Source organism: Brooklawnia propionicigenes (assembly GCF_030297015.1).
GTDB classification, from domain to species: Bacteria; Actinomycetota; Actinomycetes; order Propionibacteriales; family Propionibacteriaceae; genus Brooklawnia; species Brooklawnia propionicigenes.
Map to the genome: position 1 here is coordinate 1,562,950 of NZ_AP028056.1, position 25,479 is coordinate 1,588,428.

A 25,479-nucleotide genomic window follows, 5' to 3' on the forward strand; every position below is an offset into this window, starting at 1 on the left:
GGATCCAAGGAGGTAGTCCATGCCAATCGTGACGACCAGCGGAAGCCATGCCACGGAGATCTACTACCGGGACTCCAAGGGTCCGGGCAGGCCGATTGTTTTCATTCACGGCTGGCCGGCCTCCGAGGCTTCCTGGAATCGGGTGACCCCTGCCCTGCAGGAGGCGGGTTACCGCATCATCGCCTATGATCGCCGCGGTTTCGGGCGCTCCGGCAAACCGGGATCGGGCTTTGACTACGACACTTTCGCCTCGGACCTGGATCAACTGCTCACCCGGCTCGATGTGGTCGACGCAGTGCTGGTCGGTTTCTCGATGGGTGGCGGCGAAGTGGCGCGCTACATCGCGAACCACGGCACCTCGCGGGTCACCGCCGCCTGCTTCGTCGGCGCGATCACCCCTTGTCTTGACGCGACGCTGGCCGATAACCCGGATGGCGCCTTCACCCCGGACGCCGCCGCCGAGATGCAGTCCGGTCTACTGGCCGATCCCGTCGACTTCCTCACCGGGTTCTTGACCAACTTCTACTCGATTCCCACCGCCGACGGCGGGACCCGTCTGGTGGTGTCCGAGCAGCAGATCGACGCCTCGATCGGCATCGCCCAGCAGGCCAACGTCAATGCGCTGGCCGCCTGCATCCCCTTGTGGCTGACCGATTTCCGGGCCGATCTCGCCAAGCTCGACATTCCGACCCTGGTCATCCACGGCGAGGGCGACCAGATCGTGCCGTTCGCAGCAAGCGGTGCCCGCATGCCGCAATTCGTCAAGCAGGCGGTTCTCCGGCCGCTCGCCTTCGGGCCGCACGGTCTGCTCGCTTCTCATCCGGACGACGTCTCGTCCGCCCTGCTGGAGTTCCTGGCCTGACCTCCCCTGCGCAACGGCTGCCGGAAGCAGTGCCAGCTACCGGGTGCCGCGGCTGATGTCGCGTCTGGCAGCCGCTGAGCGGGAGCGATGGTCAGCTGTTGGACGAGGCGGCCCAGCGGTTGATGCCCGCGTCCACCGCGTAGCTGTCGAGCTCGGCGAGCTCGTCGTCGGCGAAGGTCAGGTTCTGCAGTGCGCCCAGCGAGGTCTCCAGCTGCTTCACACTGGACGCCCCGATCAGTGCCGAAGTGACCCGCTGATCGCGCAGCACCCAGGCGATCGCCAGCTGGGCCAGCGACTGGCCGCGCCGCTGCGCGATGGCATTGAGCGAACGCAGCCGCGACACGAGTTGATCGGTCAGCGTGTCGGACGGCAGCGAGCCACCACGGGCGGCCCGCGAGTCGGTGGGCACGCCACCCAGATAGCGATCGGTCAGCAGGCCCTGGGCCAAGGCGCTGAAGGCGATGATGCCCATGCCCTGGTTCGATGCCTGCTCGATCAGCGTTCCGTCCGACGGCGAGGGCTGCTCGATCCAGCGGTTGATCATCGAGTAGCTGGGCTGATGGATGAGCAGTGGCGTGCCGAGCTCGCGGGCGATCTCGGCCGCCTGGCGGGTGCGTTCGGCCGAGTAGCTGCTGATGCCCACGTACAGCGCCCTGCCCGAGCGGACGGCGTGGTCGAGCGCGGAAATGGTCTCCTCGAGCGGGGTCTGCGGATCGAAGCGATGCGAGTAGAAGATGTCGACATAGTCGAGACCAAGACGGCGCAGCGACTGATCAAGCGACGAGAGCACATACTTGCGTCCACCACCGCCCGCCCCGTACGGACCGGCCCACATGTCGTATCCGGCCTTGGTCGAGATCACCAGTTCGTCGCGGTAGGGGGCCAGATCCGTGCGCAACAGCTCGCCGAAGTTGATTTCCGCCTGGCCGGGTGGCGGCCCGTAGTTGTTGGCGAGGTCGAAGTGCGTGATGCCGGCGTCGAAGGCGGCGCGCACGATCTCGCGCTGGGTTCCGGCCGGATGAAGGTCGCCGAAGTTCTGCCACAGCCCCAGCGAGATGGCTGGCAGCAGAAGCCCCGAGCGCCCGCAGCGGCGATAGATCATGGACCCGTCATAGCGGGCCGGGTCTGCCTGGTAGGCGATTCCGTCAGTGAGCATGTCACCATTGTGGCGGAGACCTGAAACCGCGACGCCGAGCCCATCGGCGCAGCGCCCACGATCAGCCGATCACAAGGCGCTTTGCAGCTGCCAATCCTCCCAGCTGTAGGTCCAGCAGCCGATCGTCTGATAGGCCTGCACCGGGAAGGTGCTGCCGACGAATTCTGCCGGATCGCCGATCAGGGTGAAGTTGAACAGCCACTGGGCGTTGGCATCGCTCATACCGGTGCAGCCGTGGCTGACGTTCTGGTAGCCGTGCGCGTAGTCCGCCCAGGGTGCTGCGTGGAAGTACTCACCCGACCAGGTGATCCGCTGCGCGAAATATACGTTGAGCTTGTAGCCCTCCGGAGACTCGTTGTTCACCCCGAAGGTTTCCGAGTCCATCACGACAGGGCTCTGCTTGTCCATGATGACCTTGGTACCGGTCATCGTTTCCATCCCGGGCTTGCCGCAGCTCACCGGAATGGTGTTGACGACTGCACCGTTCTGGTAGCAGGTCAGCGCGTGATTGTCGATATCGGTGTACATGACGCGCAGATCGCCGTAGACGTAGTCGGCTTGCGAATCGGCAAGAATCCAGGTGTCTCCGGCGGGCAGCCCGCCGGCCTTCACCTCGACGTGCGCCGTCGAACCCGCCTGCCAGTACTCCTTCGGACGCCAGTACAGCGTGGTGCCGTCGACCCAGCCGAAGGAGCCCTCCTGCACCGGGCTGGTCACCACGGACGCCGTCTTCTCGATGGCCGCGCGCTGGTCGTCGTTGACGGGCATGTCGAAACGCACCCAGATCGGCATGCCGTTGCCGATCACCGTTCCATCGGCGTAGCGGAAATCCACCTCGATGACCAGGTTCGGATTGACGGTGCTGATGGCTGCCGTCGAGACCTGTTCACGCTTCTTCGAATCCTGGGCGGTGACCTCGGCCGAGTAGGTCGCTCGCGGCAGCAGGGTGCCACGATCGGGCGTCCACTGGCTGCCCGCCACCTTGCCGGGGATCTCGGCGCCGGACGCATCGGTCACCTTCACCGACGAAATCGTGCCGTTCTCAACGGAGATGTCCAGCGGTTCGTTCGGCCACATGGCGTCCAGACCATGGGCAGAGCTGACAGTGATGACCGCCTCGCTGTTGCCGTTAGCGGTCGGCTGCGCGTCCTGAGGCGCCGAGGGGCTGTCCGAACCCGAAGAACCGCCGACACCGTCGGCACATCCGGCGAGGGTGAGGCCCGCCGCACCCACCAGCGCGGTCCGGCGAGTCAGCTGAAGCGGGGATGCTGTCATGGAACCTCCAAACGTCGTTGCCATTTTAGGTCATCGTTGGTAAGAGCCTTGTAGTCAGACCACGATGGGGTTGTCATCATGGATGCATGACTCAGCGCGCGGTGCAGGTAGTGGTGACCGGACGCGTCCAGGGCGTCGGTTTCCGGTGGTCGGCCCTGGACCGGGCAACGGCGCTCGGCGTCGCAGGCTGGGTACGGAATCTTCACGATGGCTCGGTCGAGGCATGGGTGGAGGGCCCGGCGGATGCGGTGGCCAAGATGGTCGAGTGGCTGCATGAGGGTCCCGCCTGGGCGAGCGTGCGGCACTGCAAAGTCACCGAGCATTCGCCGCTGGGTATGTCCGACTTCTTCGTCCGGTGAGCGCGGCCGTGCAGGGCGCGATTCTGGTCACCGGGGGAGCGGGTTTCATCGGGTCGAACTTCGTCCACCACGCGATCTTGCACACCGACCAGCGGGTGATCGTGGTCGACAAGCTCAGCTACGCGGGTAACCGGGCGTCGCTTCGCGGGCTTCCGGACGATCGGGTCGAGTTCGTGCGCGGCGACATCTGCGATCGAGCGCTCGTCAATGAGCTGGTGACCAGGGTGGATGCGGTCGTCAATTTCGCCGCTGAATCGCACAACGACAACTCGCTGGCCGACCCCGAGCCGTTCATCTCGACGAATCTGGCTGGCACCTTCGCGCTGCTGGAGGCCGTCCGGGCTCACGACGTCCGCTATCACCACATTTCGACCGACGAGGTCTTCGGCGACCTGGCGCTGGACGATCCGGGCAGGTTCACCGAGGACTCGCCCTACCGGCCGTCCAGCCCCTACTCGGCGTCCAAGGCCGGTTCGGATCATCTGGTGCGTGCCTGGGTGCGCAGTTTCGGGGTGCGGGCGACGATCAGCAACTGCTCGAACAACTACGGTCCGCGTCAGCACATCGAGAAGTTCATTCCACATCAGATCACCGCCATCCTCGATGGGGGCCGCCCGGGACTGTACGGTGACGGCCGCAATGTCCGTGACTGGATCCACGTAGACGACCATTGCGCGGCGGTGCTGCGCATTCTCGAGTCAGGACAGCTCGGCCAGACCTATCTGGTCGGTGCCGACGGGGAACACACAAATAAAGAGGTCATGGAGCTGATCTTGAGGCTGATGGACCGGCCGGTCGACGCCTACGACTTGGTGGACGACCGGCCCGGCCACGATCTGCGCTACGCGCTGGATGCGTCCAAGCTGCGCGACGAGCTGGGTTGGCGTCCGCGTCATGCGGACTTCGAAGCGGGGCTGTGCGAGACTATCGGGTGGTACCGGGACAATCGGCAGTGGTGGCGGCCATCACCCGAAGACAGCCGAGTCTAACCGGGCCACCTGTGAGCCGCGTGCTAGCCTAGTGTGGACGTTGCCGCGTCCGGGAAGCATCAAAACCCCCGGTGGAAGGTCTGCCCATGCTGTTGTCTGTCGTGGTGCCGTGCCACAACGAAGAGTCGGTGCTCGACGCGCTGGTCGCAGAGGTCTTCAAGGCTATCGACGCCCCCGATGTCGAACTCGAGCTGGTCCTGGTCAACGACGGAAGCCGTGACCGCACGCTGGAGCTGATGCAGGAGCACAACGAACGCGATTCACGAGTCAAGTACGTCAGCTTCAGCCGCAACTTCGGTAAGGAAGCCGCGATGCACGCGGGCCTGACCTATGCGAAGGGCGATGCGGTCGTCATCATGGACGCCGACTTGCAGCATCCACCCAAGCTGGTCAACGAGATGATCGAGCACTACCGCGAGGGGTACGACCAGGTCGTGGCGCGCCGCACCCGTGACGGTGATCCGGCCTTCCGTACCGCCTTGTCGAGGCTGTATTACCGGTTGGTCAACAAGCTGGTCGACGTGCCGATGGAAGACGGCGTCGGCGATTTCCGGCTGCTGTCCCGCCGGGCCGTGGACGCGCTGCTGGCGATGCGGGAGAGCAACCGCTTCTCCAAGGGGCTGTTCTCCTGGGTCGGTTTCCCTCGCTACACGATCGACTACAAGAATCAGGAGCGCTACGGCGGCGGCGCCTCCCGCTGGTCGATGGGTCGCCTGCTGAACTACGGCATTGACGGCATCATGTCGTTCAACAACGCTCCACTGCGGCTGGCCATCTATCTAGGTTTGGTGCTTACCGGACTCTCGTTCGTCTACGTGATCTACTTGACCATTGCCGCGGTCGTTGCTGGCGTGCAAACCCCGGGATACATCACCACGATTGCTGCGGTTAGCCTGTTCGGGGGAATTCAGCTGATCGTACTCGGCGTACTTGGTGAGTACGTCGGCCGTATCTACTACGAAGTGAAGGGGCGCCCGCCGTTTATCGTGGCCGAACACGGCGGTGTGGAGTTGCCTGCTGGACATCCCGGGGAGTTGACGCATTGAGGCTGAGGTTGTTGAGAATGGGGCAGGTGTCTGTGTCGTGAGTGGCCGACGTTTCTTGCGGCAGCAGCATAGTTGGTTGGCGCCGCTTGTAGTGGTTGTTGCGGTGATGATTGGGTCAACAGCGGTCTACTTGCGCACGAACTACTTCTATTATTGGGATGACTCTGCGTCGGCATTCTTGCCGACCTGGTATGCGGTGGGCCAAGATCTGTGGTCTGGTACGTGGCCGACCATGCGTCCGGATATTTGGACAGGTGGGAACTGGTCTGCCGAGGCTCAGTTCGGCTTGTGGAATCCAGTCAACCTAGTGATGATGATGGTCGTGGCCAAGCTTCCCGACTTGGCTGTGGCTGCCTTCGTGGTAAAGGCTTTCTGGCAAGTCATGCTGGCGATGGGCGCATTCCTGCTTGCGCGGGAGTATGGTGCCAAGGAATGGCTAGCGGCTGCGGTCGCCATCGCGCTGCCCTTCGCTGGGTTTACGCTCTATTTCGACACAGCCACCTGGATCGCGAGCTTGCTCGCAACAGTGTGGACCGCGTGGTTTTGGTGGGCTGCCCGTCGTGTCTTGAACGGACGGTTTAACCCTTTTGTGGGCTTCGTCTTCGGCTACTTGTTGATCACCAATGGCAGCCCCTATGGCGCGCTGTCGGCGGTCATCGTGTTGATCGGCCTCGCGTTCGAGGCCTTGTTGTACAGGCAGTACAGAGCGCTTTGGAAGCTGGTGTTGATGGGGGGGCTGGTGGGCGCCTGCGCTTTGGTGGCCTACTTGCCGTTGGTGCTCAGCTCCGGAGTGGGCTGGCGCGACAGCCAAGGCATCATAAACAATGGTGTCCTGTCACCGGACACCTTGATGCTGATGGCGACCTCTACTTCGAGCATGCTACCGAACATCGTGTGGAGCTACCAAGGCACATCCGTACCGAGTCTCTATTCGGCGTGGTTTTTGTTGCCAATCCTGCCGTGGCTTAGTTGGTCGACATTCCGACTCAAAGCGAAGCAGATGGGCGGATTGTGGCTTGTTTTCGGCATCTACCTGCTACTGGTTCTGGGTCCTTCTCAAATCTGGCTCTTCCGATGGCCGGTCCGGCTGTTGGAATATCTGTGGCTGGCGCTCTTTGTCATCATTGCTGTGGTGCTGTCAGAAGGTGTGCGAACGAGTGCTTGGAAGCTTCGGGCCTCGGGAAGCATGCTAATCGCCGTTGTCGGGACCATCATCGCGCTCCTGATGAGACATGATTTGCTGCAGCGCCATCTTGTCGCCCTGATCGTACAAGTCACATTGATCGGCTTGATGGTCGTTGTCATGTTAAAGCTGGAGCGCCTTTTGCCTGCAGTGATGATAGGTGGGACGCTGCTCACCCTCGGGCTCCAAATCACTTGGGTTCCGTTCAATGCCGACCTCACACAGTGGCACGCCCCGTCCAGCTCTGCTATCCGGGCTGACTACCGTGAGAACGTTCGAGGTCCTGTTCTGCAGATCGCAGAAATGGACCTCATTCCCCCAGACACCCTTGATGAAGCGGGTCGATGGTTGCTGTTCGGCACCACGCCGGCTGCTTCCGGGGTTGAGAGCACCGCCAGCTATACCGGGCTGGGCTTCAACGAGTTTATGGAAGCCTTGTGCTTGAAGTATCAGGGGTCCACCTGCCCTGCGGCTCTTGATACTGCTTTTTCGCCCGTGGCTGATGCAGGTGGAGTTCTTCTCGTGGATGCACTCGGGATGAACACGGTCGTTGTCCAAAACGAATTGGTTCCGGAGGTTTCACGCTTCGAGCTACCGGCGGGTTGGCGCATGACTGAATCCAATGAGTGGGTGACGTTATTTGCGCGCGAGAGTCCAATGGAATGGCCGGATTCACGGCTATCTGTGACTGATGGTGTGTCGGTGACTTCTTCTGCGCCCGCAACCTATACCAGCGAAGCCTTGACGGTCTCAACTGCCGGAGCCAGCGGTTCCCTGACGTTCGCGCGGCTGGCTTGGCCGGGCTACACGGCTACGGTGAATGGCACTGAGATACCCGTGATCACAAACTCGGTGGGGCTGGTGCGGCTGGATCTGCCCGCCGGGTTGGTCGATGCTGAGCTGAGCCTCAACTACACAGTGCCCGGCTATCGGGTAGCTGTGCCGGTGTTGGTGGTTGCTGTCCTCGGAGCGGTTCTGCAAGGGATCGTCGTGGCCCGGGGGTCGCGACCGCGTCGAGTTGAAGCCAGTGGGTGAGATGAACTCACTGATTGAAAAGGCACCTCCCGTGCTCCGACAAGTTGTTCGTTATGGGCTAGTGGGTGGGTCTGCGTTCCTGCTCGATTTCGGCATGCTGTGGGCGCTGAGATCGGGTCTAGGTTTGCCCGCTTGGCTGGCTGCGGCGTTTTCGTATATAGTGGCCACCCTCTACAGTTTCACGCTTCAGAGGAAGTTCACCTTCAGCGCGGACCTCAACGTCGGCAACTCCGCCCTGCGCTACGGCATCTTACTGGTCGTCAATATGGTGCTGACCTCGGCGATTGTCGAGGCGTTTGACTATTTCCTAGATCTGTACCTGGTGGGCAAGGTGGTATCCACCGTGGCGATGACGATGTGGAACTTTCCGATCATGAAGTTCTGGGTGTACCCGCAAAGCAAGGTCTCTGCCGCAGTCAAAGACGCGAGCGAGACTAAGGGCTGAGGTCCCCTCGTCTAGCCTCGCGCTTTCATTGGGGTGAGGGCTGAAGGCGAGTCGTAGACGGAGAAAGTGCTTCCGGCTTGGGATAATACGAGTGTCTAAGTCGTGATCGTCCCGAGCAAGGAAGCACTTTCAAGATGCATCGTAGCGTTGTTTATCGGCTCTTCGCAGTTGAGGGGGTAGGTGGTTGAGCGCGTTGGTGCCCGGGTAGGGGTCGAGGTCTCCCGATGATGGAAGTTCTCACGCTCACCATCTGCCGGAAGACCTCAACGTGCACCACGCTACCTTCGCGTCCCCTGATCTGACGGTGTTCTGCCGCCTCGACGAACTGGGCCTTCAAGCTGTCGGACAGTGCCTTTCGCGGGATCGGGCGGTGATTGAGTGCCGGATCGCCGAGCCGGACCCCTGGTGTCGGGGCTGTGGCTGTCGGGCGCTGTCCCGCGGGACGGACGGGCAGGCCGGAGGCATGCTGCTGACCCGGGCGGCGCTGGTATCGGGCCTGGCCGCCGGGTTGTCGGGGGTGCTGTCACCATGGCGTAAACCGTTCGCGGTCCATGACCCGGGCAAGATCATCATGGATCTGGCGATCAGTCTGGCGCTGGGTGGGGACTGTCTGGCCGACGTCGGGCTGTTGCGGGCCGAACCGGCCGTGTATGGCCGGGTCGCGTCCGACCCGACGGTGTCGAGACGAGCGTGATGCTCCTATGGATGTCAAGCGGTGTTGAGGTATTCGCGGTAGGCGTTTGCGAGGGGGATGTTGAGGCGGGTCCACCGGAGCCACATCCGGAAACTGTCACACCCACCCAGCACAATCAGACCAACACGGTGATCCTCAAGCCGTCACAACGACCCAACCCCACCCGATGAAAGATCGAGGTTAGAGTGTCAGGTCAAGCTCATCAGCGGGGAAACCCAAGGAAGAACTCTTGGACGGAGTAGGCATCACCGGTCATTCGGCCCGAGAACCTGCCAAAATACCAGTAGATCAGCCCGGTGTCGTCGTCGACTACGTAGTACCAATAATGACCAGCACCGGCGCTGATGCTGTCGTCGACCAGCGGTGTCTGGCCGGGGTTCTCATCTATCCCGCGTTGCTGCGCAAATGCTGCGGCTTCTTCGGCAGTATTCCATTCAGCAAAGCTCGAGAGGATAGTTTCGTCGCTGGATTGGAAGGCTCCGGTGGTTGCGTCGATTGCTCCCGCCTCGATAGCAACTGGGTCTTCCGCGGTGGCCTCCCAGGTGTATCCGGCGAAGCTTTCAGGCACGTAGCTGTCCAGATCGGTGGCTGTGGGTGGGGTGGGAGAAGCAGAGGTGGTGGTGTGTGGTGTATTCGGAGGAGGTGTGGTTGGATAGCTGGCAGTGACTGAAGGTGCCGGCGAAGACGAACTGCCGTTCCGAACGAGAAGCAGGACAACAATCCCGATCACAACGATCAGGATCGCGCCGATGATCACAAAACGCTTGCGCCCGGCATTGCTACCCACAGCATCCTCCTAGTGTTGGAGCCGAAGCCCAAACTTGCTACGATGCCCCAGTATTCCACGCTTGTCTGAGGGCGAGCTGGGATGTCGCATTATTTCAGATCAGAGATCCTCGGCCAGGGGCCACGATGAGTCAAGTCGTAGAGAAGAAGACCACTTGGCAGCGCTGGGCGTGGTTCACGGCGCTCGCTATCCTGCTGACGAGCCTGGGGGTGTTCACGATTCCCAAGGCCCTGGCGGCTGACAAGGTGGGGTGCTCGGGTGGATCTATCCAGATCATCGCTCATGAGGACGATGACATTCTCTTCCAGAGCCCCGACATCCTCCGGGACGTTGATGCTGGCCGTTGTATCCGATCGGTCTTTGTTACCGCCGGCGATGCCAGCCAAGGCAGCAGCTACTGGCAGTCTCGTGAGAAGGGGGCCGAGGCTGCCTGGGCCGAGATGGCTGGCGTTGCCAATAGGTGGACGACAAGCACCATCTCGCTTGCTGGCAAGTCTGTGCGGCTGCGCACCCTCACTGCCGCTCCAAACATCTCGCTGGTCTTCATGCGTCTGCCAGATGGTTTCCCGTTGGGAACCGGGTCGGCATCATACGGATATCAGAGTCTCTACCGGCTGCTGTCGGGAGCGATCAGCTCCATTTCTGCGGTTGACGGCAGCAATTCATATACCCCATCCACCTTGCGCAATGCCCTGCTCGATGCGGTGCGCGGTAACAACAGCACTTGGATCCGTACTCAGGATTATGTGTCTTCCTATGGGCAAGATTCGGATCACTATGACCACCATTCGGTCGCGTACACGGCCCGAGACGTCATGGAGGCCTATGAGTACGATGTGGTACTCAGCAGCTATGTCGGATATGGAGAGTTCCGAATTGGTGGCATGTGGCCGTCAAATGTTAGCGGGACAGATCTCGATCGCAAGGAGGCTGCTTTTGCTGCTTACTCCGACTACGACTACGAAATTGATTGGGATACCTACTGGAATTACGGTTGGCTTCAACGCCAGTATGTGAACAATATTGCTGGCAGCACCTCCGCAGCGAACGCTGGCCTGGACCAAGAGGTGAATGCCGGAAGCCTGGTTACCCTGGATGGCTCGGGCTCTTTCGGAGTGTACGGGCTCTCGTATGCCTGGACACAGATAAGTGGTCCGACCGTTGCGCTAAGTAGTACAACCTCTGCGACGCCGTCGTTCATACCGCTGACAGCGGGCTCATATACATTCCTGCTGAGAGTGACCGGTGGCGGCGCGACGTCAACCGCCGACGTTACAGTGACGGTGAATGGGTCGGCTACCAATGGCGGTACGAACTTGGCGCTCGCTCCGGGGGTCACCGCTACCGCGTCTTCTGAGACATCAGGTCAGTCGGCATCTGCCGTGCGTGATGGGAGCGTGCTTGGATATCCCAGTGACTCATCCAAGGAATGGGCCACCAACGGCGGTCTGGCCGGAAGTTGGATTCAGCTGAACTTTCCTGCGCCGGTGATTGTTGATCAGGTTGTCCTCTATGACAGGCCGAACAGTGATGATCAGGTGACCAGAGGCACTCTCACATTCTCCGATAACAGCACGGTGTCGGTTGGCCAGCTAGCGAACTCCGGTGCGACTTCGGTGAGTGTTTCAAACAAGGTGACCACGAGCATTCGTTTCACTATCAACGGTGTTTCATCGACCACGAGGAATGCTGGCCTCGCTGAATTGCAGGTTTTTGGCGAGCTTCTTACGGGGGCGCACGCCAATGCAGGAGCAGATCAGTCCACAGTGATCAATACTCTGGTCACGTTAAATGGATCTGGCTCAACCGGCGATGCGCTTACCTATTCCTGGTCGAAGAAGTCGGGCCCGCCCGCGACTCTATCGAACTCAACGGTCGCGAACCCGACCTTCACCCCGACCCAGACTGGCGAGTACGTTTTCGAGCTCACCGTTAAGAGTGGCAGCGAGACTTCCACCGACACTGTCACTATCAGGGTGGCTTCTGGCAACGAGGTGAACCTCGCGCTTCAGACAGGTGTGTCGGTTACTCAGTCAACTCAGCTAACGGCCTCGCCTGGCACCCGGGCCATTGATGGAGTGATCTCGGGGTATCCAAACGACGAGACCAAGGAATGGTCGACTAACCGCGGTAAGGCTGGCAGCTGGATTCGCCTGACTTGGCCGTCAGCCGTGACCTCTGATCGGATCGTCTTGTATGACCGTCCCAACAGTTCCGATCAAGTTCTGTCTGGCACGCTGACGTTCTCCGATGGCAGCAGTGCTTCCGTCGGTCAGCTGGACAATGCCGGCGGTGCGACCACCATCACCTTCCCGGCCAGGAGCTTCACCTGGGTTCAGTTCACAGTCAACTCGGTGTCGTCAACGACCTATGAGACCGGCTTGGCCGAGTTCGAGGTCTATGGCTCCGTGGCAGCTGTGGCCGATGCCGGGCCGGATCAGTCGGTTCTCAGCAACACGCTGGTGACCCTCGACGGCTCGAAGTCGAGCGTGCCCAGCGGCACGGTGAGCTACCAGTGGACGAAGACTCAGGGCCCGGGCGCGACTCTGTCGTCCTCGACGGTCGCGAAGCCGACATTCACGCCGACCAGTGCGGGCACCTATGTCTTCCAGTTGACCGTCTCGAATGGTTCGCTGACCGCAACCGACACCGTCACGATCACGGTGACCGCTCCGGTGGCGCCGGTGGCCAATGCCGGACCCGACCAGACAGTCAATACCGGCACCCAGGTCACTCTTGATGGCTCGGCCTCAAGCAACCCGAACGCGGGCACCACTCTTGCTTACGAGTGGACGCAGACCGGGGGCACGCCGGTGACGCTGGCGGGTGCATCCACCGCCAAGCCGACCTTCACCGGTGCCGCCGACGGCCAGTACACCTTCCAGCTCAAGGTGACTGCTGCAGGGCTGAGCGCAACCGATACGGTCAGCGTGACCCTGAGCACACCTGCGGCGCAGGCACCGGTTGCGAATGCTGGTCCGGATCAGTCGGTGTCCAAGGGCACCACGGTGACCCTGGATGGCACTGGCACCACCAACCCCAACAGCGGTTCCACGTTGAGCTACCAGTGGACCCAGACGGCCGGTGAAACGGTGCAGTTGTCGAATGCGACCGACGCCAAGCCGACATTCACGCCCACTGCGGCCGGCTCGTACACGTTCCGGCTGACCGCAACCAGTGCCGGACTGTCGTCCACGGATCTGGTGATCGTCACGGTGAGCGATGCCCCGCCAACGCCCACCAATGTGGCGCGGCAGGCGGGAGTGACTGTCACTCAGTCCTCCCAGGCCACCGGCCAGGAGGGCACGAAGGTCATTGACGGCATCGCCAAGGGCTACCCCGGCTTCGATGCCAACGAGTGGTCGACCGTCGGCGGCAAGGCCGGCAGCTGGATCAAGCTGACCTGGGATCATCCGGTGACGCTGAGCAAGGTGGTGCTCTATGACCGGCCGAATACCAACGACCGCGTCACGGGCGGCACGCTGGTCTTCTCGGACAACACCTCGGTGCCGGTGACATCGCTGACCAACAATGGATCGGCGACGACCTTCACCTTCAGCGAACGTACGGTGACCAGCGTCCAGCTGAACATCACGTCGGTGTCATCTGCCACCCAGAATGTCGGGTTGGCCGAGTTCGAAGCCTGGGGGATCTCCACGGTGCCCGCGGCGAACCGGGAGCCGGTGGCCAACGCCGGGCCCGACATCTACGCTTCGATCGGCAAGCTCGTGACCCTCGATGGTTCGGCCTCGAGTGATCTCGATCCGGGTGATTCGCTGAGCTACGCGTGGACGCAGACCGGTGGACCTGTCACCGTGTCGCTGGCTGCGGCCACCACGGCCAAGCCCACCTTCACCCCGACCACTGCCGGAACCTACGTCTTCGACCTGTCGGTCTCGGACGGCAAGGCGAGCGCGACCGACTCGGTCAGCGTCGTCGTGGCGCAGAACGCTTCGACCAACGTGGCACGGCAATCAGGTGTGACGGTGACTCAGTCGTCCCAGTTGTCGACGTCGCAGGGCACCAAGGCGATCGACGGCGTCATCTCGGGTTATCCGACCGATGAGACCAAGGAATGGTCGACCAATGGCGGCAAGGCGGGCAGCTGGATCAAGCTCGCCTGGTCGTCCCCGGTGACGGTGAATCGGATCGTGCTCTACGACCGTCCGAACCTCGAGGACCAGGTGCTGTCGGGCACGCTGACCTTCTCGGACGGCTCCACGATCGCCGTGGGCGCATTGGATAACGCCGGTGGCCCCACCACGATCACCTTCGATCCGAAGACGATCACCAGTGTCCAGTTCACTGTCAACAGTGTCTCCACCCGCACCTACGAAGTCGGCCTGGCAGAATTCGAGGTCTTCTCGAGCTAGGTCCGGATTCCATATCTGCTGAAGAATCCCGGGGTATCGTGCCTGCTGGCGCGGAACCCCGGGATTCTTGGCGTTTGCTGTGGATTCCTGTGCTGGTGATGTGAATCCCGCGAGAGCACCTGTCTGCACAGCTTCCACAAATGCCGGGGTGTTACGGTCGGCGGTGTTGCCCGGTTTTTAGGCGGAGTATCCCCGACTTGGCTCATTTTAGTGCGCATCTGAGTTGTTGATCTTGGTGAGGGTGTCGGTGTGCTCGGCGGGGATGGGTTGGCTCGCGGTGATGGTCTGGCCGGCGACCGTGAGGGTGACGTCGCGGTATTGACGGAAGGTACGCACGAAGCGTTTGATGGTCCAGCCGGTGGCTTGTTCGATGTGGTGGCTGACGGCCAGCGCAGCGAACACGACGGCCAGGTGAGCGTCGATCGATTCCTTCTTATGGTGGTAGACCGGGCGGGCTTTCAAATCGCTCTTGGACATCCGGAACGCGTGTTCGACATGCCACAACTGGTGATACGCGCCGATCACGAACTCCGCCGGCCGATCAAGATTGGTCACATACGATTTCCACCCGGCCAGCGTCCGGGCTTTGGTCTCCAGTTCCCGGTTGATTGACGGACGTGCCCCGGACAAGGTGATGAACCGGTTGCGTTTCACCGGGGCTTTCCCCGCGACCGCGTTCGCGGCTTTCGTGAGCTGCTGGTCGACACCGTGCAGGGTACGGCGGGCACGGGCGGCCCGGTACTGGAAATACACGCTCCGATGCCGGGTATCGGCCTTCACGCCGTGCACCAGCTTCTGTGACACCACGAGCTGATCGGGCGGCTCAGCGTCCGGATGGTGTTTGCGCCACTGGCTGATCGCATACGGGATCTCCGGGATCTTCCCTCCCACGATGAACGACCAGCCGGCATCCTCGATATCTTTCAGGTTCTGCTCACTCATCATCCCAGCGTCGGCGACCACGACCACATCAGCGATCCCGTGGGCCGCCACGAACCCTCGGATCAGCGGGATCATCGTCTTGGTTTCGGCCCGGTTCCCTTCGAACGCTTCGATCATCAACGGGGCACCGGTCGCATCGGTCAACAACCCGACCGTGATCTGCGGCTCCAGGCGTCGTTCCTTGCTGAAGCCGGGCTCACGGAACCCGTCACCAGTATCGGTCTCGAACCATAACGTCGTCACATCATATAAAACCAGGGCGGCAGGGCCGAGATCAGACCGTACCGAAACAGCCCCTGACAAGCGGTGACGGAACTCTGGTTCAGCGTACGTAGGGAGCCGGCGTTTCAGCGTCGGGTACGAGACGGGCTGGACGCCTGCTTCTTCCAGCACCCGGGCAGCATCCAACTTCGATGACGGTTCGATGATCCTGGCGGTCACCAACTGCTCGAAAACCGCATCCCCACCAGCGGCCTGATCCAGGCCCATCCGGCGATAAACGCAGGCGATCGCGTCGAGCAGCAGACCCATCCTCATCCCTACCACCTGGATCCCCGGCCCACCGCCAGCAGCCGGCTGGTCCAGTGGCAACGGGTCCTGCCCGGCAGCGATCCGCTGTACCGCGGCCGCCTTCAACACCTCGACCTCGGCCGGGCTATGCGCAGAACCCACATGCTCGATATCGCGGGAACCATGCACCGACTTCCACACGATCTGAACAGCCGTCGCCCCCGACCCCGTGGTCACCGTCCGCACATACGCCACGAAACCAAGCCTGAAACCCCCACCACTTAGTGCGCAACCCCCAACCCGACACACCTAGCCAGATCCATGATCAACACGAAAACCAGCCACCATGAGCCAAGTCAGGTGTTACGGTCGGCGGTGTTGCCCGGTTTTTAGGCGGAGTATCCCTGCCTGAATGCCTGCGATAAGTCACTCAGGCAGGAGAAAGATGAAGACGGGAAAAGCAACTGGTCGGGCCTTCGTCAGGCGGTGGCTGTCTGCAGTGTCGGCCCTGGCATTGGTATTGGGGGCCGCGCAGTTCACCTTCGCCGCACAGGCCTCCGCCGATGTCATCGGCACCAGCTGCAGCGGCGGAGCGATTCAGATCATCGCGCATCAAGACGACGACCTGCTGTTTCAAAGCCCCGACATCCTGCGTGACGTCGACCAGGGACGGTGCGTACGCACCGTCTACGTGACAGCGGGCGACAGCGGCTACGAGGACGACTACTGGCAGTCACGCGAATCGGGCGCCGAGGCCGCCTGGGCCCAAGCGGCCGGCGTCTCCAACTCGTGGACGACCAGCACGATCTCGCTGGCCGGCAAGTCGGTTCGCATGCGTACCCTCAAGAACGCGCCGAACGTATCGTTGATCTTCATGCGCCTGCCGGACGGCTTCCCGCTGGGGACCGGATCAGCTGCCCAGGGATATCAGAGCCTCTACCGCCTGCTCACCGGAGCCATTTCGAAGGTCACCGCGGTGGACGGCAGCGCGTCCTATACAGGGCCCCGGAAAGGTCGGTTGATGGGCCTGTGACTTGGGAGAACGTGGGGGTGTGACCGGCGTGGCGTGTGGGACGGGTGTGGCCTGTGGGGCTGGGATGGGAGTTGCCATACAACCTTCCCCGACCCAGGACCACACCCGCCGATGCCATCTTCCCCGACAGTCGGCGCGAGCAGGATCGAACGCGCCGGTGACCTGATGACCGCCTTGAACCATGTTCCCGATCCCCGAGACCCACGCGGGGTCCGCTACCCGCTGGCCGGGATGCTCGCCGTCGCAGTGTGTGCGGTGCTCGCCGGAGCGCGCTCGTTCGCAGCGATCGGGGACTGGGCGCTGGATCTCGACGCTGGGCACCTGGACCGGCTCGACTTGGAACGCGCGCCGGTGGAGTCCACACTGCGCAAACTGTTCGCCCGGATCGACGCGGCCGCTCTGGATGCTGCGCTGGCGGTGTTCGCCTGGTGCCGGGTCCGCCACATCGCAGGCCGTCGGGTTGTCGCGATCGACGGCAAGACGGTGCGGGGTGCACGCTCCAAAGCGGGCAGCGCACCGCATCTGATTGCCGCACTCGACCACGCCACAGGCGTCGTGCTCGGCCAGCACGCGGTCGAGGCGAAGAGCAATGAGATCCCTGCGGTGCGGGATCTGCTCGCCGGCTTTGACCCGGCTGACTTGGCCGGATGCGTGATCACAGCCGATGCGATGCACACCCAAGACGACACCGCCAAGGCCATCATCGCTGCCGGCGCGGACTATGTGTTCACCGTCAAGGCCAACCGCCCCACCCTGCTGGCAGCGCTCAAAGCGCTGCCCTGGAACAAGGTGCCCGTCGGATCGACCTCGACCCAGCACGGCCACGGCAGGCGCGCCACGCGAACCATCAAGGTCATTGAGACGCCCACCCTGCCCGGCTGGCCGGAGTTCACCGGCGCGGCCCAGGTCGCCCAGCTACGCCGCACAGTCACCAAGAACGGGAAGAAGACCGTCGAGGTGGTGTACCTGATCACCTCCGCCGACCATCACGACGCGCCACCGGCGACCCTGGCCGCCTGGGTCCAAGGGCACTGGTCGATCGAGAACGCCCTGCACTGGGTCCGCGACGTCACCTACGACGAAGACCGCTCCCACGTCCGCACCGGCCACGCCGCCCATGTCATGGCCAGCCTGCGCAACACCGCGATCTCGATCCTGCGACTCACCGGCTGGGACAACATCGCCACCGCCCTACGCCACCACGCCCGCAACCCCGAAAGAGCCATCACATGCGCCCTCACAAGCTGAAACAAGACCTTTCCGGGGCCCTGGCGTCCTATACCTCGACCACATTGCGCAATTCGTTGCTCGCCGCCATCCAGGCCAACAACTACACCTGGGTACGCACGCAAGACTATGTGACCTATTACGGCGGCGACCAGGACCATTACGACCATCATTCGGTGGCCTTCCTGGCCAGAGACGCAACCGGTTACTACGAGAACGACTGCATCCTCAGCTCGTACCTGGGCTACGGCGATTTCGTGCTCAATGGCGCTTGGCCGGCCAATGTTGCATCAAGCGATCTGTCCCGCAAGACCTCGATATTCACGACCTACGCCAAATACGATGACGAGGTCGATATCAGCGAGTACCAACAACGTGGCTGGCTCGCACGGCAGTACGTGATCGCGATCAACGGCGATGCCGCCGCTGCGAACGCCGGTCTCGACCAGACGGCTGCCGCAGGCACCCAGGTCACGCTGAACGGCACGGGATCGACCGGGGTGAGCGGTTTGACCTACAGCTGGTCGCAGACCTCCGGGCCTCCAGTGACGCTCAGCAGTACTACTGCGTCCACCGCGACGTTCACGCCCACCGCAGCGGGCAGCTATGTCTTCAAGCTGACGGCCACCAGCGGCTCGACGAGCTCCACGGATTCCGTGACGATCACCGTGACGGGTACTTCAGCATCCAGTTCGCCCAGCACGTCACCGTCGTCCACTGCGTCGTCGTCGGCGAGTTCGTCGACGCTGTCCAATCTGGCCATGGTGGGTGCGACGGTGACCCAGTCGTCCCAGGTTTCCGGGCAGGAAGGCAAGAAGGCTGTGGACGGGGTAGCGAAGGGCTATCCGGGCTACGACACCAACGAGTGGTCGACCGACGGGGGTGGCGCCGGCAGCTGGATCACACTCACCTGGGACACCCCGGTGACACTGAGCAAGATCGTGCTGTACGACAGGCCCAACAGCAACGACCGGATCACCGCCGGAACGCTGGTCTTCTCGGACGGGTCATCGGTGGCTGTGGGTCAGTTGAACAACGATGGCAGCGCCACGACGATCAACTTCACCGCACGGACCGTGACCAGCGTCCAGCTCCAGGTCACCAAGGTCTCCAGCAAGACCGAGAACGTGGGTCTGGCCGAGTTCGAGGCATGGGGAACCACCGCGACCACGGCACCCAGCACGACCACCAGCGCCCCGAGCACCACAGCGTCGACCACCGCGCCGACGACGACGGCGCCGAGCACCACGGCCCCGACAACGACCGCCCCGACGACGACCGCGCCGAGCACCACGGCGACGAGCACGGCGACCAATGTCGCGCGGCAGTCCACGGTGAAGGTGACCGCCTCGTCCCAGCAGTCCGGGTCGAAGGCCACCAAGGCCGTCGATGGGGTGATCGCCGGTTACCCTGCCGACTCCAGCAAGGAATGGGCCACCGATCGCGGCAAGGCCGGCAGCTGGATCACGCTGACCTGGCCGTCGGCGGTGACCGTCAACAAGATCGTGCTGTACGACCGTCCGAACCTTGACGATCAGGTGCTCTCGGGGACCCTGGTCTTCTCCGACGGTTCCACGATCGCCGTGGGCCAGCTGAACAACGATGGCAGTGCCACCACGATCTCGTTCGATCCCAAGACGATCAGCAGCGTTCAGTTCAAGGTCGATTCCGTCTCCTCGTCCACCTATGAAGTGGGCTTGGCCGAGCTCGAGGTTTACGCCTCCCAGTAACCGCAGCGTTTGGTATCTCCGCGCGTAGCTGCCGGCAGACCCGCGGCATCAGGAAACGCCGCCGTGGCGACGCGGAGTAGTCAGCGACGCTCACAGACTGCGAGAATGAGGGCGGTGCCGCATCCGTCCACGTCGATCGTTTGCGTGCCTGAATCGACCGACTCCCTTCTCGAGGAGATGCCATGCGAGTCGCACTGCTCTGCGATACCAGTCCGGCCGCCGATCGGGTCGGCAATGAGGCGATCGGCGTCTCGAGCACAGGGCAGCTGCAGTCGAGGAATATCGACGTGATCCCGATCTGTCGAGGCCACCACCCGGGCTTCGGCCAGCAGCGGGCGGGCGACAGGATTCTCGCGCTGGAGTTCCCCTGGATGCCCGAGGACCGGCAGCGCTATCTGGCCGAGATCCGCGCGGTCTTGGCCGGCGATCGGCGAGCCCTGCCTGCCGGGGACAAGGTCTTCACGATCATCGACCAATTGCGCGGTGTGGATGGGCTGGTGATCGGCGGCGGCGAGCTGACCTCACGCTCGGGCTGGCTGCTCTACGAGCGTTTGGCAACGGCGTTGATCGTCGCCGGCCAAGGCAAACCGGTGATCCTCACCGGGCAGAGCATCGGCCCCGATCTTTCGGTCAGCGACCGTGAGGTGCTGGCGGAGCTGCTGGATCTGTGCAGCCTGGTGGGGTTGCGCGATGCCGATAGCTACTGGGCAGCCAATCAGCTTCGTCCGGGTCATCCCGCCATCTTCCAGACCATCGACGACGCGGTATCGCTGGATGTCGATTGGGCGGCTCCCAAGGCCAACCGGATCGCTGTGACGCTGGACGAGCAGCCGTGGCCTTTTCCCGCAGACGACTACCTGAATGTGATGACCGCGGTGATCGACGGGCTTGCGGAGCGCATGGGCGCCGCGATCGAGTTCATCCCGCATATGGCCGATTTCGATGGCGGCGGGTTGGATCAGGAGGTCCATCAGGCGTTGGCCGATCGCTGCTCGCATCCGGCGACGGTCTTTCCGATCGAGGCGGGCACGGCCTCGGCCCAACGGCTCGCCCAATGCCAGTGGGTGTTGACGACACGGTTGCACGCGGCCGTGTTCGGGCTGCTCGCCGGGGCGTCCGTCCTGCCGATCGGTCTGGACCGCTGCGGGCTGAGCCGCATCGATGGCGCTCTGCGCAACTGGGGTTGGGCCGAAGGCGCAGTTCCCTTCGCCGCGCTGTGGGATTCACAGACCGGCCGCGAGTCCGAGGTGCTCTCGGATCTGCTGGATGAGATTGTGGCCGGGGTCGGGTCCGAGGGCGAACATTTGGAGTCGATACGAGACGGACGACTGGGAGCAGCGGCCCAGTGGTGGGATCGGGTGGCCGCCGACCTGGAGCGCCATGACGAATCCCCGAAACCGCTGGAGCCCGTCGCAACCGTCCGGCGGTTCAGCGCGAATGTGCGGGCGAGAACCGCGGGCTTCGGCCTGACGGCGCCTGCGGACGTCGAACCGTCGGCAGCGATCATCATGCGCACCCGTGACCGAGCCGCGATGCTCGACCGGGCCGTCCAGGACGTGCTCGCCCAAACCGCCGCCGACTGGCAGCTGGTGGTGGTCAACGACGCCGGCCCCCGCGATCCGGTCGACGAGGTGCTGGCCCGCTATGCGCACGATCTGGAGGGACGCCTGAGCGTCATCCACAATCCGGTCTCGCACGGCATGGAAGCCGCCAGCAATCTGGGACTGGCGAACTCGGTCAGCGAGTTCGTGGTGATCCATGACGACGACGATTCCTGGCAGCCCTGCTTCCTGCAGCAGACCGAGGCATATCTGAGGGCTCATCGCGATGAGCAGGCCGTGACGGTCAGCACCGACATCGTGCTCGAACGCCTCGTCGGTGCCGACTACGTGGAGTACCACCGATTCGGGTACTGGGCCGAATTGCGCGGTGCCCGGTTGATCGACTTCATGAAGGTCAACCGGATGGTGCCGATCTCGATCCTCTATCTTCGGTCGGTGCACGACGAGATCGGGCTGTACAACGAGCAGCTTCCGGTGGTCGGCGACTACGAGTTCTATCTGCGGCTGTTGCAGCAATTCCGGGTGGGTTACATCGATCGCAGGCTGGCCGACTGGCGCCAGCGTCCGGATTCGACCGGCGCGAACAGCAACTCGATGTTCGCGCTCGGGGATGCCCATCGCGACTGTGACCTGGCGCTGCGCGACGCGTACTTGCGCGAGTGGACGGCCCAGAACGGCATCGGACTGCCGATGTTCATCGCGAAGACGATGGAGCGGGAGGCCGACGGGCTGACCCGGCGGATGACCGAGCTGATGGGCGAAGACCCCTTGCTCAAGGAGATCGACGCCAAGCTGGACCTGGTCCTGGAACGGCTGGATCTCATCGAGCAGCAGCTCCGAGAGACCGGTCCCGACGATGCCACGGGCAAGGCCTCCAGCCCCCGAGATACCCTCCGCAGGATCGCTCGTCGTCCGGGTCACTAGTCGCTCAACGGGTCTTTCGACCCGGAAACCACCGCGGGATACGCGGACCCGATGGGATCACCCCCGGAAGAGCGACTCACGGCCTGATTCAGGTAGATTGTCTGAAGGTGCCGAGCCGGTGCCGCGCGAGTACGTCAGGAGAGTCATGGACGCGGATCTGGTTGTGGTGGGATCGGGCTTGTTCGGTCTCACGATTGCCGAACGAGTAGCTAACGACCTGGGCAAGCGTGTCGTCATCGTCGAACGACGCAGCCACATCGGTGGCAATGCCTGGTCGGAGACCGAACCGATCACCGGCATCGAGGTACACCGCTACGGCGCCCACCTGTTCCACACCTCCAATGAGAAGGTGTGGGACTATGTGAACCGTTTCACCAGCTTCACCGGGTACCAGCATCACGTCTACACCACCCACAAGGGCGTCGTGTTCCCCATGCCGGTCAACCTGGGCACCATCAACCAGTTCTTCTCCGCGGCCTACCGCCCGGATCAGGCGAAGGCGCTGATCAAGGAGCAGTCGCAGGAGCTGGGTAACAAGGAACCGTCGAACTTCGTCGAGAAGGGCATCTCGCTGGTCGGGCGCCCGCTCTACGAGGCCTTCTTCATGAACTACACCGCCAAGCAGTGGCAGACCGAACCGGAGAACCTGCCGGCGTCCATCGTCAGCCGTCTTCCGGTGCGCTACACGTACAACAACCGCTACTTCAACGACACCTACGAGGGTCTGCCCACCGATGGCTACGGCGCCTGGTTGACCCGCATGATCGACAACCCGCTGATCACCGTGCTCACCGAAACCGACTTCTTCGACGATTCGCATGAGTACTCGAAGTCGAAGGTCGTCGGCACGGTACCGGTCGTCTACACCGGTCCGGTCGATCGCTACTTCGATTACGTCGAGGGTGATCTGAGCTGGCGCACCATCGACCTCGAAGAAGAGGTACTCACCGACACCGGCGACTTCCAGGGCACCTCGGTGATGAACTACGCCGATCTGGATGTGCCGTTCACTCGTATCCACGAATTCCGTCACTTCCACCCCGAGCGCCACTACCCGACTGACAAGACGGTCATCCACCGCGAGTACAGCCGGTTCGCGAAGCGTGACGACGAGCCGTACTACCCGATCAACACCGATGACGACCGGGCGAAGCTGGCCAAGTATCGCGAGCTGGCCGCATCCGAGCCGGAGGTCATCTTCGGTGGACGACTGGGCACCTACAAATACCTCGATATGCATATGGCCATCGCATCAGCGTTGATGACCTACGAAACCGTCTTGAGGCCGCACTTCAACGATGGCGACCCCGTGAAGAGTGGAGGCGTGGAAGCGTGAGCACCGAAACCGCAGCAACCCCGACGACGTGGACGCAGGTCGCCCGCATCGTCTTCCCCTCGGCCGGCGAGGAAGACACCCTGCCGCTGTATGTGGATTTCGGGCGGGCTGCACCGATTCAGACCCCCGACGCCCCCGGACGCCGAGGCGGCCAGTTCGACGTCGAGGTGAACGGTGGCGCCAAGATCGATCGCGGTGATCTGATCGCCGAGGACGGCGGCACCCGCGTCCTGCCGGCGGGTCTGCGGTTCTCGCTGGCCACCGTCTTCAACGCATTCCCCGCCAGCTACTGGCGCCAGTGGACCGTCGCCACGAAGGTGCGGCTCGTCGTCGACATCGAGGGCGCCGCGAACATCATGGTCTACAAGTCGAACGCCGAGGGCCGTGCCCAGCGGGTCGACAGCAAGCGCACCAAGGCCGGCGCCAATCAGGTCAGCTTCGTCCTGCCGCTGGACTCGTTCACCGACGGTGGCTGGTACTGGTTCGACCTGGTCGCCGGCGAGGAGGGCGCCCGGCTGGTCTCGGGTCGCTGGGAGGTCAACGCGGAGCCGGTGCGTCCGGTCTCGCTGAGCATCGGCATCACCACCTTCAACCGGCCCGACTACTGCGCTCGCACCCTGATGACGCTGGCCACCGCCGACAACCTGAAAGACATCGTCAAGCGGGTGTACGTCGTCGATCAGGGCAACAAGAACGTCAAGGACGATGAACTGTTCCCCCAGGCCGCCGCGCTGCTGGGTGACCGCCTGAGGATGATCTACCAGGGCAACATGGGTGGCTCGGGCGGCTTCTCCCGCGGCATGTACGAGGCCGTCAAGGCGAATGAGGCCGAGTTCCACATGGTGCTGGACGACGACGTCACCGTCGAACCCGAAAGCATCGAACGACTGGCGAAGTTCGCCAGCCTGTGCCGCCACCGCACGATCGTCGGCGGCCAGATGTTCGACCTCAACGACAAGTCGGTCGCCCACTCGTTCGGTGAGGGCATCAACAAGTGGCGCTGGCTGTGGGGTCCGCTCGAAGACACCCAGGGCCGTGTCGACCTGGGCGCAGCGAACCTGCGCAGCCGCTCGGTGCTGCACCGCCGCCTCGACGTCGACTACAACGGCTGGTGGATGGAGATCATGCCGGTCTCGGTGATCGCCGAACTGGGCCTTTCGTTGCCGATCTTCATCAAGTGGGACGATCTGGAGTACAGCCTGCGGGCCGCAGAGATCGGCGTTCCCACGGTCACGCTGCCGGGTGCCGGGCTGTGGCACATCTCGTGGGGTGACAAGGACGATTCGCGTGACTGGCAGGCCTACTTCCACGAGCGCAACCGCATCCTGACCGCTTTGCTGCACTCGCCCTACGAACGCGGCGGCCGGCTGCTCTACGAACTGTCCACCCTCGATGTGAAGCATGCGGTTTCGGCGGAGTACTACGCGCAGACCATCCGGCTGCTGGCGATCAGCGACATCCTTTCGGGCCCGGAGCATCTGCACGAATCGATCCTCACCCGCATGCCCAAGCTTCGCGAGCTGACCCAGCAGTTCAGCGATGCCCAGTACAAGGCCGATCCGGACGCCTATCCGGCGGTGTCGCGCACCGGCAAGCCGAAGTTCAAGACCCGCCCGAAGGCCCCGAACATGGCGACACTGGCCCCGTGGACGATCAAGACCATCGTGCGGCAGTTGCTGCCGGCCAGTGAAAAGGCCCAGGAACGCCCGGAGGCATCGATCAGCCACGCGAACAGCAAGTACTTCGTGCTCAGTCAGTACGATTCCGCGCTGGTGACCAAGGCCGACGGTTCTGGTGCAGCCTGGTACCGTCGTGATCCGAAACAGTTGCGGCATCTGCTGGCCCGCAGCGCGGCCGCCCGCGCAGAGCTGGCGGCGAACTGGGACCGGCTGCGCAAGCAGTACCAGGAGGCACTGCCGCACATCGTCTCGTTGGACGAATGGGAGAAGACCTTCGGTATTTCGTCGGATCAGGACGAGCCGCAGAAGGTGAACGCCGAGAGGGCATGATT

17 protein-coding genes and 1 pseudogene are annotated in these 25,479 nt (G+C 62.9%); 14 read left to right on the forward strand and 4 right to left on the reverse strand.

Translation table 11 applies throughout. The features are described 5' to 3' along the window. The first annotated feature begins 19 nt into the window (after window positions 1-19). A complete protein-coding gene (locus QUE25_RS07025) occupies window positions 20-862 on the forward strand; it encodes an alpha/beta fold hydrolase (protein WP_286268422.1) in 843 nt (280 codons plus the stop codon). Window positions 863-953: 91 nt separating this feature from the next. Here QUE25_RS07025 and mgrA read toward each other — a convergent pair whose 3' ends face one another. Together mgrA and QUE25_RS07035 are read right to left on the reverse strand one after the other, a co-directional pair. Beyond that, window positions 954-2,018: an L-glyceraldehyde 3-phosphate reductase gene (gene mgrA / locus QUE25_RS07030; protein ID WP_286268423.1), complete on the reverse strand. Its 1,065-nt coding sequence runs from the start codon at window positions 2,016-2,018 to the stop codon at window positions 954-956. A 69-nt stretch (window positions 2,019-2,087) separates the two neighbouring features. Further along, window positions 2,088-3,293, reverse strand: coding sequence for a L,D-transpeptidase (locus QUE25_RS07035; RefSeq protein WP_286268424.1), 1,206 nt, complete (start codon window positions 3,291-3,293; stop codon window positions 2,088-2,090). Between the two features lie 86 nt (window positions 3,294-3,379). On the opposite strand from QUE25_RS07035, the gene QUE25_RS07040 reads away from it, so the two are divergent. The 6 genes and pseudogenes from QUE25_RS07040 to QUE25_RS14820 form a co-directional block, all read left to right on the forward strand. Further along, entirely contained in the window at window positions 3,380-3,652 is a 273-nt protein-coding gene (locus QUE25_RS07040) for an acylphosphatase (protein WP_286268425.1), read from the forward strand. Then, a complete protein-coding gene (gene rfbB, locus QUE25_RS07045; RefSeq protein WP_286268426.1) occupies window positions 3,649-4,641 on the forward strand; it encodes a dTDP-glucose 4,6-dehydratase in 993 nt (330 codons plus the stop codon). Before QUE25_RS07040 ends, rfbB begins: the two co-directional genes overlap by 4 nt. 86 nt (window positions 4,642-4,727) lie before the next feature. Then, the gene (locus QUE25_RS07050; RefSeq protein ID WP_286268427.1) at window positions 4,728-5,687 is read left to right on the forward strand and encodes a glycosyltransferase family 2 protein; all 960 of its coding nucleotides are present in this window, start codon (window positions 4,728-4,730) and stop codon (window positions 5,685-5,687) included. Between the two features lie 37 nt (window positions 5,688-5,724). Further along, window positions 5,725-7,905, forward strand: a complete 2,181-nt coding sequence (locus tag QUE25_RS07055) for a hypothetical protein (RefSeq protein ID WP_286268428.1) — start codon at window positions 5,725-5,727, stop codon at window positions 7,903-7,905. 1 nt (window position 7,906) lies between these two features. Further along, a complete protein-coding gene (locus QUE25_RS07060) occupies window positions 7,907-8,350 on the forward strand; it encodes a GtrA family protein (protein WP_286268429.1) in 444 nt (147 codons plus the stop codon). Between the two features lie 268 nt (window positions 8,351-8,618). Next, window positions 8,619-9,035, forward strand: a pseudogene (locus tag QUE25_RS14820) (transposase); the annotation flags it as partial. A 211-nt stretch (window positions 9,036-9,246) separates the two neighbouring features. Here QUE25_RS14820 and QUE25_RS07075 read toward each other — a convergent pair. Next, window positions 9,247-9,831: a hypothetical protein gene (locus QUE25_RS07075; RefSeq protein WP_286268430.1), complete on the reverse strand. Its 585-nt coding sequence runs from the start codon at window positions 9,829-9,831 to the stop codon at window positions 9,247-9,249. A 125-nt stretch (window positions 9,832-9,956) separates the two neighbouring features. Here QUE25_RS07075 and QUE25_RS14825 point away from each other — a divergent pair, with 125 nt between their 5' ends. Next, entirely contained in the window at window positions 9,957-14,204 is a 4,248-nt protein-coding gene (locus tag QUE25_RS14825; protein WP_425332748.1) for a DUF7402 domain-containing protein, read from the forward strand. Between the two features lie 207 nt (window positions 14,205-14,411). On the opposite strand, the gene QUE25_RS07085 is transcribed toward QUE25_RS14825, so the two are convergent. Further along, window positions 14,412-15,911 carry an IS1634 family transposase gene (locus tag QUE25_RS07085; protein WP_425332749.1) on the reverse strand — a complete coding sequence of 500 codons (1,500 nt, stop codon included), beginning with the start codon at window positions 15,909-15,911 and terminating at the stop codon, window positions 14,412-14,414. 190 nt (window positions 15,912-16,101) lie between these two features. On the opposite strand from QUE25_RS07085, the gene QUE25_RS07090 reads away from it, so the two are divergent. The 6 genes from QUE25_RS07090 to QUE25_RS07115 all read left to right on the forward strand — a co-directional run bounded on the left by QUE25_RS07090 (window position 16,102) and on the right by QUE25_RS07115 (window position 25,477). Further along, on the forward strand, window positions 16,102-16,689 hold the full coding sequence (locus tag QUE25_RS07090; RefSeq protein WP_286268432.1) for a PIG-L family deacetylase: 588 nt from the start codon (window positions 16,102-16,104) through the stop codon (window positions 16,687-16,689). Between the two features lie 111 nt (window positions 16,690-16,800). Beyond that, window positions 16,801-17,937, forward strand: coding sequence for an ISAs1 family transposase (locus QUE25_RS07095; RefSeq protein WP_286264634.1), 1,137 nt, complete (start codon window positions 16,801-16,803; stop codon window positions 17,935-17,937). Further along, window positions 17,919-19,646 (forward strand): discoidin domain-containing protein, encoded by a 1,728-nt coding sequence (locus QUE25_RS07100; RefSeq protein ID WP_286268433.1) that lies wholly within the window; start codon window positions 17,919-17,921, stop codon window positions 19,644-19,646. Before QUE25_RS07095 ends, QUE25_RS07100 begins: the two co-directional genes overlap by 19 nt. Window positions 19,647-19,828: 182 nt before the next feature. Next, window positions 19,829-22,132: a polysaccharide pyruvyl transferase family protein gene (locus QUE25_RS07105; RefSeq protein WP_286268434.1), complete on the forward strand. Its 2,304-nt coding sequence runs from the start codon at window positions 19,829-19,831 to the stop codon at window positions 22,130-22,132. 145 nt (window positions 22,133-22,277) lie between these two features. Next, window positions 22,278-23,468 carry a UDP-galactopyranose mutase gene (gene glf / locus QUE25_RS07110; RefSeq protein WP_286268435.1) on the forward strand — a complete coding sequence of 397 codons (1,191 nt, stop codon included), beginning with the start codon at window positions 22,278-22,280 and terminating at the stop codon, window positions 23,466-23,468. Further along, a complete protein-coding gene (locus tag QUE25_RS07115) occupies window positions 23,465-25,477 on the forward strand; it encodes a glycosyltransferase (RefSeq protein WP_286268436.1) in 2,013 nt (670 codons plus the stop codon). The genes glf and QUE25_RS07115 overlap by 4 nt, the downstream gene beginning before the upstream one ends. Window positions 25,478-25,479 lie beyond the last annotated feature (2 nt).